General features: G+C 70.4%; 1 protein-coding gene. It reads right to left on the bottom strand.

Features of this window, described 5'->3' with window-relative positions; translation table 11 throughout:
* Positions 1 to 186 precede the first annotated feature (186 nt).
* Positions 187 to 1,641, bottom strand: coding sequence for an IS1182 family transposase (locus ALA01S_RS30955; RefSeq protein WP_373863025.1), 1,455 nt, complete (start codon positions 1,639 to 1,641; stop codon positions 187 to 189).
* Positions 1,642 to 1,686: the final 45 nt, after the last annotated feature.

Here is a 1,686-nt window from a genome sequence, read left to right as displayed (position 1 = left end):
TGAGAAGCTGTGAACGATTGGCCTTTGCGGGACCTGCTGGACGGCGCTGATGTGAGCAGCCGCGATGGCATGCGGACGGGCCGCAGGCGCCCGCGGTCCGTTCACCCAGGCCGCTATACCAGGCACAGGGAGCTGCCGGCGCTGTGGCAGGCGCTGCAGCTCGCACGCCGCAGCCCGGGCGCGGCTTCAGCTCGCTGCGAAGGCGATGCCCAAGGAGCGCATGCGCATGAGGTTGTGCGCCAGCGCGTGCCACAGCAGCACGGCCTGCGCCTTGAGCAGCCCGCGCACGTTGAACTGCTGCAAGCCCCGGCGGCGCAGCTGAGCGTTGGCGCACTCCACCGTGGCGCCGCGCTGGCGGTACAGCGCCTTGCCGTCATCGCTGCCCATGAGGCCGCGCCATTGCGCCAGCGCGGCGCTGTCGCTGTCCTTGGGCGCGAAGGGGTCGATAGCTGGATTGCGGCTGCTGGGCGGGGGCACCACGGCCTGGGTGCCCTGGGCATGCAGCGCTTGGGTGGCCTGCAGCTTCGTAAAGCCACCATCGGCCAACCAGTGCTCGGGCACATGGCCGTAGCGTTGCACCAACTGCTGGTGCATGGGCACCATCTGGCCCATGTCGCTGCCGCTGTTGGTCACACCGACTGCAGCGATGAGCTGCGTGGGCGCGTCCACGACGAATTGCGCGTTGAACGCGGGACGGAACCCGCCGTCGGCCATCTTCATCACGCGCGCCTCGGGATCGGTGGTGCTCACACGCGGCTCGGGTTCGGGCTTGGGCGCTGGCGCAGTGGCGTTGGCACCGGGCGGCGGCGGGCCGTCGTGGTCGCGGCCCTTGGCCTTCTTGTCCTTCTTGTCCTTCTTGGGCGGGCGCAGCCGCTCGATCTTGTCGATGGTGGCCAGCGCCTGCGCCAGGCGCTGTTCGCGCTCACGCGCTGCACGCTCCTGGGCCGCTTGCTTGCGCCGCGAGCTCGCGCCGGCGTCCTCATGCAACTCGGCCTTGAGCGCTTGCAACTGCGCCTGGGCCAGCTCATGCAGCCGCTGCAGTCGCTCCTTGCGTCGCATGCTCGCGGCCTTGGCTGCGGCGCGCACGCGCATGCCGTCGTGCGCCACGACGTTGAGTGTCACGAGCTTGCGCTCCATCAGCGCAGCCATGCTGCGCGTGAGCTGCGCATCGAGCCAAGCCGTGTGCTGCGTGCGCATGTCCGACAGGCTGTGGTGGTTCATACCCACACCGCCGCAGATCCAGCGGTACGCGTCGTCGCGTTCGCACAGCCGCGCCACCTCGCGCGCCGAGCCCACGCCGTCGATGTGGGCCCACAGCCACAGCGCCACCAAGATCGCCGGGTCCGTGGCCGGCGCCCCGGCGCCGCCGCGCACCGACTTGATGGCCGCGTACAGCGGCGCCAGGTCCAGCGCCTGCACGAAGGCCCAGACGCTGCGCGCGGGATGCTCTGGCGCCAGCAGCGCGTCCAGCTCATACGGGCGCAACTCCACCTGATCGCGCTGCGCGCGCAGCAGCCGCGGCTCGCCAGCGCCCGCCGCCTTGGGCTGGGCCGTCACGGCCTGCCCTGTGGGCAGCTCCCCTTCACCGAACAGGCTCGACTGGCCCTGTTCACCCCCTGCTGCGGACGACGCATCACTCATGCGCCCATTGTCCAAGCGGCAGGGGGATTCATTCACACCTTCTGA

The organism is Azohydromonas lata NBRC 102462, assembly GCF_001571085.1.
In the GTDB taxonomy this organism is placed as follows: Bacteria; Pseudomonadota; Gammaproteobacteria; order Burkholderiales; family Burkholderiaceae_C; genus Azohydromonas; species Azohydromonas lata.
Note: the sequence above shows the minus strand (reverse complement) of the source record. Positions and strands in the feature narration are given on the sequence as shown.

Coding starts and splice junctions, on each gene's coding strand:
- ALA01S_RS30955 (WP_373863025.1), bottom strand. CDS start 1,641: ATGAGTGATGCGTCGTCCGCAGCAGGGGGTGAACAGGGCCAGTCGAGC.